This window comes from Streptomyces sp. PU-14G (assembly GCF_041028275.1).
GTDB lineage: Bacteria > Actinomycetota > Actinomycetes > Streptomycetales > Streptomycetaceae > Streptomyces.
Genome location: NZ_JASKYT010000380.1, coordinates 1 through 7,717, shown reverse-complemented (window position 1 = coordinate 7,717; position 7,717 = coordinate 1). Strand labels below are relative to the sequence as shown.

The window sequence follows — 7,717 nt, the reverse complement described above, 5'->3', positions numbered from 1 at the left end:
CTGCTCGCCACCGCGGTCCCAGCCCGAGGCGGGCGAGGTGAGCCAGTCGCGGACGTACTGCTTGTCGAAGGACGGCTGCGAGCGGCCCGGCTGCCAGGTGTCGGCGGGCCAGAAGCGGGACGAGTCGGGGGTGAGCACCTCGTCGGCGAGGGTGAGCACGGGCTCGGCGCCGTCGGCGCCCGTCTCGTCCCAGCCGAACTCGAACTTCGTGTCGGCCAGGATGATGCCGCGTTCACGGGCGATGTCGCGGGCGCGGTCGTAGGCGGCGAGGGTGTGCTGGCGCAGCGTCGTCGCGGTCTCGGGGCCGACCTGGCGGGCCATCTCCTCGTAGCTGACGTTCTCGTCGTGCTCCCCCACCTCGGCCTTGGTGGCGGGGGTGAAGAGGGAGCCGGGCAGCTCGGAGCCGTTCTCCAGGCCGGGCGGCAGGGCGAGGCCGCAGACGGTCTGGTCCTGTTCGTACTCGGCCAGCCCCGAACCCGCCAGGTAGCCGCGGGCCACGCACTCGACGGGGATCATGCGCAGGGAGCGGCAGACCATCGTGCGGCCCTCCCAGTCGGCGGGGGCTCCGGCGGGCACGTCCGTGCTGATCACGTGGTTGGGCAGGTCTTCGAGCTGCTCGAACCACCACAGGGACAGCCGGGTGAGGACGCGGCCCTTGTCGGGGATCTCGGTGGGCAGCACCCAGTCGAACGCGGAGATCCGGTCGCTGGCGACCATCACCAGATCGCCGTCCTCGTTCCGGTAGAGGTCACGCACCTTGCCCGTGTGCAGGTGCACCAGACCGGGGACCTGGGCGGCCTCGGGTTTTTCGACGAATCCCGTCACGTTCTTTCCTCCCTGGGGGCAGCCGACACGACACGGCGAGTGCCCCGATTCTCCCCTGCCACCCTGACGGGGTGCCTGTCGGGCCGACCCGGTGGGCGCTGCCGGTCGTCAGCGCCGCCGGTCAGGAGGGTCAGTCGCGTTTGCAGATGCGGTCCAGCAGGTTGCTGGTGGCGCGCTGGACGCGGGCGTCGACGTAGCCGGGCCGGTCCAGGGCGGGCGACCAGGCGAAGGTGCCGGAGGAGAAGACGAGGGCGCCGGAGGGGGCGCGGTAGAGGGAGGTCTCCTGGTGGCGGGGGGTTCCGGCGCGGTCGCGGTAGGGGGAGTGGGCGAGGAGGATGCGGTCGGTGTGCTCGGGCAGCACGGTGCGCGGGAAGTAGCGGTCGGCCTCCCCCGCGACCAGGCCGGGCAGCTCGTCGCCCTCCGCCGCCTCGGTGGCCTCCCACAGCCAGTGCCCGGCGTTGCGGACGATCAGTGGATAGGGCTCGGCGACCTGGCCCGCGTACTGGATGCCCAGCAGCGCCTGCTCGGGGTCGCCCTGCTCGCGCCAGAGGGCGGGGCGCCCGGGGCCGCGCCGTTTGCGGCAGGTCAGCAGGCGGTCGGGGGCCCCGGAGGGCAGCGCGTCCAGTTCGACCTGCCAGTACATGGTGTTGGCCGAGAGGAAGACCAGCGCGGTGCCGCTGTCGCGTGCCCGTTCGGCGGCGCGGCGCATCGGCACCGTCCAGTACTCGTCGTGTCCGGGGAAGACCAGGCCCCGGTAGCGCGTGGGGTCGATGCGCCCCGCGTGCAGGTCGCGGGTGTCGGCGTACGCCAGGTCGTAGCCGTACCGCTCGGCCCAGCGGATGAAGTCGTAGGCGTGGCCGACGTGCAGCGGCAGACCCGATCCGGCGTACGGGCGGTCGAACGAGACCGTCATCGCCGCCTCGCTCTCCCCCAGCAGCCGTCCGTCGTCGTCCCAGGCGTGGTACAGGCTGGCGCCGGTGCGGCCGTCCTCGGGGAAGAGGTTGTACGCCTGCCACGTCACGTCCGGCACCAGGAGCAGCAGGTCGCCCGGGTCGCGGTCGCGGACGGTGAAGGGGACGTGGGAGCGGTGCCCGTCGGCGGTGGTCAGGACGGCGACGTAGGCGCCGGTGGACCAGTAGTCGGGGATCTGCAGCCGCCAGGAGAGCCACCAGTGGTGGCAGGAGACGGTGCGGTCGGCGGCCATCGGAGCGGGCTGCATGATGCCGGAAAGCCGCGGACTCGTGGTGATCTTGGTGGCGCCCGCGCCGCCGTAGTGGCCGATGCGGTAGACGTCGACGCTGAAGTCCTGCGGCGGGTTGACGGTGATGCGGAAGTCGAGGGATTCCCCCGGCGGCGTGCCGCCCGCCACGGAGGCGAACCCCTTGATCTGGCAGCGCACGTCGTCGGCGGTGGGCGGGGCGCTGCTGGACAGGCCGCGCGTACGGGGCTTGGGGACGGTCTGCCCGCCGCCCGCCAGCTCGCGGACGAGTTCGGGCGTGCGGGAGGTCTGGCCGGGTGCCTGGTCGACGCAGTCGATGTACCAGGGGACGAGGCGGCCGTTCTCGAAGTAGTTCTCACTCACCCGCAGCCAGGGCAGCGGCCCCTGGCCGAAGGGGTCGGTCACCGCGTGGGCGAGCGCTCCGGACTCCCATCGCCTCAGCTGCTGCGGCCCGGCCGCGCCTGCGGGGTGCTCGATCGGTGCGGTCCGCTCGACCTGCTCGATCCGCTCGGTCCCCATGTGCTGCTCCCTCCCCGTCGCCTCGCTCCGCCTCCGCTGTGCCGCTGTGCCGCGTGGGTGACGGCGAACAGCACATCACATTACGCAAGGGTGTGGTCACCCTTCGTCGCTAAATGGCTGGAGATGATCTTCAGACGAGTCGCACGGGCTTCTCAGGACGCACCCCGACCCTCGCCAGCCAGTCCCGCAGCCCCTCCGCCTCCCCGTCCTCGACGAGCGCCAGCACCAGCCCGGCGAGCTCACCCGCGCGCTCACCGTCCACGAACAGCGCCGGCCCGTCGAGCCAGTCCAGCCCCGGGGTGGCCCCCGCCGTGTCGACCGCGGCGCAGCAGACGGCCGCCGTGACGTGGTCGGCCAGCAACTCCCTTCCGCTGCGCGGCGGCTGGAGGGGCAGGCCCATGGGCGCCGGCGGCACCGGGGGCGCGGGAAGCGTGTCCCCGGCGCCCTCCGACAGCTCCGCGCCGGGGCTCGCACCGACGCTCCCCGGAGCGCGGGCGGCCTCCGCACGCGCCACCTGAGCGGTCAGACGCGCGGCCAGCACATCGGTCCCCCCGGGCGCCGTGAAGCGGTCCAGCACCCGCGCGAGCGTCGGCACCGCCAGCTGGGACTCCTCTTCGACCCCGCACTCCGGCCCACCGGGGCCCCTCGGGGCCACCGCCGCCGGGCTGACGGCCACCGGACGCTGGCCGGGCGAGGTCCCGGCGGGCTGGGCGACGGGGGCGTACGAGGGGGGCGCGCCGTCCGCCTGCCCGTCCTCGCCGGGTGCCGTGGGGCCGAGAGCGTCGAAGAGGCGGGACGCCTCCGCGCGCCAGATGCGGTCGACGACCTCCTCCGGGTAGGCCGACCACTCGACCGGCGTCCACTCCGGCACGTACGGGCCCTCGTGCGCGGCACCGGCCGCGCCCGCGCCGTCACCGGCCCCCGGGCCGGTACCGGCGCCGCTCGCCGGGCGCGTACCCGTGCCGGTCCCCGGAGCCGTACCCGTGCCGCTCCCCGGACCCGTACCGGCGCCGCTCCCCGGGGTGTCGGCGGTGGGGGCCGAGGAAGAGGCGGGCCGCGAGGAGGGAGACGGCGCCGTCCACGCGGCCCGGCTCCGCCAGCAGATCGCACGCAGGGCGCTCCCCCAGCCGGGAAGTGAAACCCTCGGCGAGCCGGTCGCGGCGGGAGAGCTCCGTCAGCGCGGAGACCACCCCCGCGTCCAGCCGGGTGGGCCACAGGCCCAGCCGCCAGGCCGGCAGCGCGACCCGGGTGAGCAGCCGGTCCCACCCGGCGTACGCGAGACCGACCTGCTCCTGGGCCGCCACCCGCAGCCCGTAGTCGACCGCGTGGGCCCGCTCGGCGGCAGCGGCGGCGACCCCGCGCTCCATCTCGGCGGCGTGCGGGCCCACCGAGCGCAGCAGCCGGCGCGCGAGCCGGCCCACCAGGCGGTGCACCATCCGGCGCAGCACCGCGGGCACCGGCCCCCGAGCGGCGGAACCCGGCGGGCCCGGGCCTCCCTCGCCCGCCAATCCGTGGCCCCACTCGGCCGCCTGGCCCGGCAGCGGGGCGCGTTCGCTTCCCGCGACCGCGGCGTCCAGACCGCGGACGAAGCGGCGGGCGGCTGCTATGTCCGGATGCGCGGAAGGGCCCGTGCCGGCGACGACCGGGGCCAGCAGGGCCCGCAGTTCGGCCACTCTCATCCACCACAGGAAGGGGGAGCCGATGACCAGGACGGGCGCGGTGGCGGCGCCGCGCCCCGAGCCGCCGTCCGCCCCGGAGCCGCTGCCGGCCGCGCCGGAGCCGCTCCTGGCAGCACCCGAGCCGCTCCTGGCGGCGCCGCCGGACGACCGGGCGGCATCCGCGCCGTGGGACGCGACGCCGTGTGCGCTCTCGTGCGTACCTCCGTGTGCGCCCCGCGCGCCGTCGCCTCTACCGTCCGGGGCGCCGTCGCCTCCACCGCCTGGTGTGCCGTCGCCCTCGGCGCCGTGCGTGCCGGGGGGTGGGCCGCCGTGGGTACGGTCCTCCAGCCAGCTGTCGCAGTCCGGGGTCAGCGCGATCGCGGAGGGCGCCGGGACCTCGAGCCGTTCGGCGAGGTCCCGGACCAGGGCGTGCAGGCCGGGCGCCGCGCGCTCGTCGAGCGGCACCGTGGGGGAGACGGCCGGGCGGCCCCGCGCGATCACCAGCCCTGCGACCGCGGCGCAGGCCAGCGCCAGCACGGCCAGGGCCGTCACCGCCCAGCGCGCGGCGTCCCAGCCGGGCCCCGGGCCGAGACCGAACTGGCCTGTGGAACGCCCCACCCACAAGATCACCGCGGCGGCGGCGGGGAGCAGGGCGAAGGCGAGCGCCGTGCTGCGCACCCGGAGCACGGCGAGGGCATGGTCGCGCGCCGAGCGCGCGACGGCGCGCCGGCTGGGACCGCCGGCGAAGCTCGCGCCACCGGAAGAGCTCACGTCTCACCCCCGCTCCGTTCGGGACCGCTGGGGTCCACCGGCCGGAATCTCCGGCTTCCACCCACTGTGTCACCGCGTTCTGACACCGCAATATGCGCTGAGCCAGTCGACGGACCTCGCCCGCTGCGACCGCGAGGTGCCAGGTGACGGCCTCACGGCAGTTGTGCGGCACCCTAGTTGGGGCCCTGGCGGGCGTCAGCCGTACAAGGGCTTCGTCACTCGATGGAATGGCTTTGGGTAGAGCTCTTGCCCCGGAGGCCCCAGGGGTATATGCGGGCCCGTCAGTCCCCTGCGGCAGCGCGCTCGGCGGCGCTCTCGGCGATGTCCGAGCGGTGGTGCGAGCCCTCCAGCCGGACGCGCCCGACTGCCGTGTAGGCCCGCTCGCGCGCCTCGGTCAGATCCGCGCCCGTCGCGGTCACCGACAGGACGCGCCCGCCCGCGCTGCGCACGGTGCCGTCGGCGTCCGCTTTCGTGCCCGCGTGCAGCACGTGCGCCCCCGGCCCGTCGAGCCGCGCGACCTCGGCCAGGCCCTCGATGACATCACCCGTACGGGGTGCCGCCGGGTACCCCTGCGCCGCGACCACCACCGTGACGGCGGCGCCCTCGCTCCAGCGCAGCGCGGGGAAGTCGGCGAGGGAGCCGGTGGCCGCCGCGTACAGCAGCCCGCCCAGCGGCGTACGGAGCCGCGCGAGGACCGCCTGCGTCTCCGGGTCGCCGAACCGGGCGTTGAACTCGATGACGCGCAGCCCGCGCGAGGTCAGGGCCAGACCGGCGTACAGCAGCCCGGAGAAGGGGGTGCCGCGCCGGTGCAGTTCGCGGACGGTGGGCTCCAGGACCGCCGTCATGATCTCGTCGACGAGCTTCGGCTCGGCCCACGGCAGCGGCGAATAGGCGCCCATGCCGCCGGTGTTGGGCCCCTCGTCGCCGTCGTGGGCGCGCTTGAAGTCCTGTGCGGGCTGGAGGGGGACGACGGTCTCGCCGTCGGTCACCGCGAAGAGGGAGACCTCCGGGCCGTCCAGGAACTCCTCGATGACGACGGCGCCGCCGCAGGCCTGCGCGTGGGCGCGCGCCTGTGCGAGGTCCTCGGTCACCACGACGCCCTTGCCGGCGGCCAGGCCGTCGTCCTTGACGACGTACGGCGGGCCGAACGCGGCCAGTGCGGAGTCCGCCTCCTCGGGCGTCGTGCACACGTAGCTGCGGGCCGTGGGCACGCCCGCGTTCGCCATGACCTCCTTGGCGAACGCCTTGGAACCCTCCAGCACGGCCGCCTGTGCCGACGGGCCGAAGACGGGGATGCCGTGCGCGCTGACCGCGTCGGCAACCCCGGCCACCAGCGGCGCCTCGGGACCGACGACGACCAGGTCGGCGGCGACCTGCTCGGAGGCGGCCAGCGCGGCGACGGCCTCGCCGTCCAGCACGTCCACCGCGTGCTGCGTGGCCACTTCGCCGATCCCGGCGTTACCCGGCGCGCAGTGCACGGCGCTGACCTCGGGGTCGAGGGAGAGCGAGCGACAGATTGCGTGTTCGCGGGCACCGCCGCCAATGACCAGAATCCTCACGCCGCCACCCTAACGGCAGCGCCGACGACGCCCGCGCGGCCCGTGAGGGCAGTCCGTACGGGTGACGGGGCGGTGTCTTATACCCGACCGTGCGCCACTTCTGGGGGGATTTCGGCGCGGATCGTCGGCGTGGCCCCACTTCTGGCGGTAGGAAGAGCGCACCGGGCCTCAGGGACATGGGGCACCGGAAACGCCGACAAGGCAGCCGAGGGAGTGCGCGTGAAGCGGGTGAAGCAGCCGGATCTGCTGGGGCGGGGGTTCCCGTCCGGGGACTGGGACGAGCCCGCCGAACGCCTGGAGGAGCTCTACCGGTGGGTGGAGCAGGAGGCGATGCGCGTCGTCGACTGGTACCTCGCAGACCGGACACGCAAGCGCAGGTGGGCGCGCGCGCTGCGGGGCGGCGTGGTGGCCGGCACGGGGATCGGGGCGCTGCTTCCGCTCGCCGACCTCGCGGGGCTCCCTTTACCGCTCGGGAGCGCCGGATACCTGGGCTATGTGGCGCTGCTGTTCGCGGCGGGGTGCGCCCTCGCCGACCGGTGGCTGGGCATGACCTCGGGGTGGATGCGGGACGTGGCCGCCGCGCTGGCCGTGCACCGCAGGCTGGAGACGCTGCGCTACGAGTGGGCGGCGGAGAACGTGCGGGAGGTCCTCGGCCCCGCCGAGGGGACGGCAGGCGAGGCCGCCGAGCGCTCCTTGGCCGTCCTCCGCCGCTTCTCCGAGGACGTCAACGAGACCCTGCGCGCCGAGACGACCGACTGGATGGTCGCCTTCCGCACCGCGGGGTCGCCCCTGGCCATGAACGCCTCCGCGGGCTCTCCGGGCCCGTGGCGCACCCCGCCGCGCCGCCTCCCCCCGGCGGGACCGGGGGGCGGCGGCTGGGCCACCATGCCGCGCCAGCGGCCACCGGCCGGGTGACCACGCAGGGCAGCCACGCGGATCAGCCACGAAGGGCGGCCACGCGGATCAGCCCCGCGGATCAGCCACGAAGGGCAGCCCCGCAGATCAGCCGAAGACGATCATGGACCCCTGGGCGAGGCTGCGGGTCGCGGCGGCGTGCAGGCCGAGCCAGACGTGGCGCTCCCGCCCGAACGGGGTGCCGTCCTCGTAGCCGATGGCGGCGGAGGCGGCCGGCTCGTCCAGTTCCGTGGGGCGCAGCGGGGCCGCGG

At 75.2% G+C, this 7,717-nt stretch carries 6 protein-coding genes; 1 reads left to right on the top strand and 5 read right to left on the bottom strand.

The window, feature by feature from the left end; genetic code table 11:
- From AB8Z75_RS29340 to purD, 5 genes are all read right to left on the bottom strand, one after another.
- Positions 1 to 825, bottom strand: an 825-nt coding sequence (locus tag AB8Z75_RS29340; RefSeq protein ID WP_369207242.1) for a phosphoribosylaminoimidazolesuccinocarboxamide synthase, incomplete at its 3' end; no start/stop codon positions are given.
- Between the two features lie 130 nt (positions 826 to 955).
- Positions 956 to 2,563, bottom strand: a complete 1,608-nt coding sequence (locus tag AB8Z75_RS29335) for a N,N-dimethylformamidase beta subunit family domain-containing protein (protein ID WP_369207240.1) — start codon at positions 2,561 to 2,563, stop codon at positions 956 to 958.
- 130 nt (positions 2,564 to 2,693) lie between these two features.
- Positions 2,694 to 3,434, bottom strand: a complete 741-nt coding sequence (locus AB8Z75_RS29330; protein ID WP_369207238.1) for a hypothetical protein — start codon at positions 3,432 to 3,434, stop codon at positions 2,694 to 2,696.
- A 40-nt stretch (positions 3,435 to 3,474) separates the two neighbouring features.
- The gene (locus AB8Z75_RS29325; protein ID WP_369207236.1) at positions 3,475 to 4,992 is read right to left on the bottom strand and encodes a hypothetical protein; all 1,518 of its coding nucleotides are present in this window, start codon (positions 4,990 to 4,992) and stop codon (positions 3,475 to 3,477) included.
- Positions 4,993 to 5,273: 281 nt separating this feature from the next.
- On the bottom strand, positions 5,274 to 6,551 hold the full coding sequence (purD, locus tag AB8Z75_RS29320; protein WP_369207234.1) for a phosphoribosylamine--glycine ligase: 1,278 nt from the start codon (positions 6,549 to 6,551) through the stop codon (positions 5,274 to 5,276).
- Between the two features lie 219 nt (positions 6,552 to 6,770).
- Between purD and AB8Z75_RS29315 the strand changes: the two genes are divergently transcribed.
- Entirely contained in the window at positions 6,771 to 7,466 is a 696-nt protein-coding gene (locus tag AB8Z75_RS29315; protein ID WP_369207232.1) for an SLATT domain-containing protein, read from the top strand.
- Positions 7,467 to 7,717 lie beyond the last annotated feature (251 nt).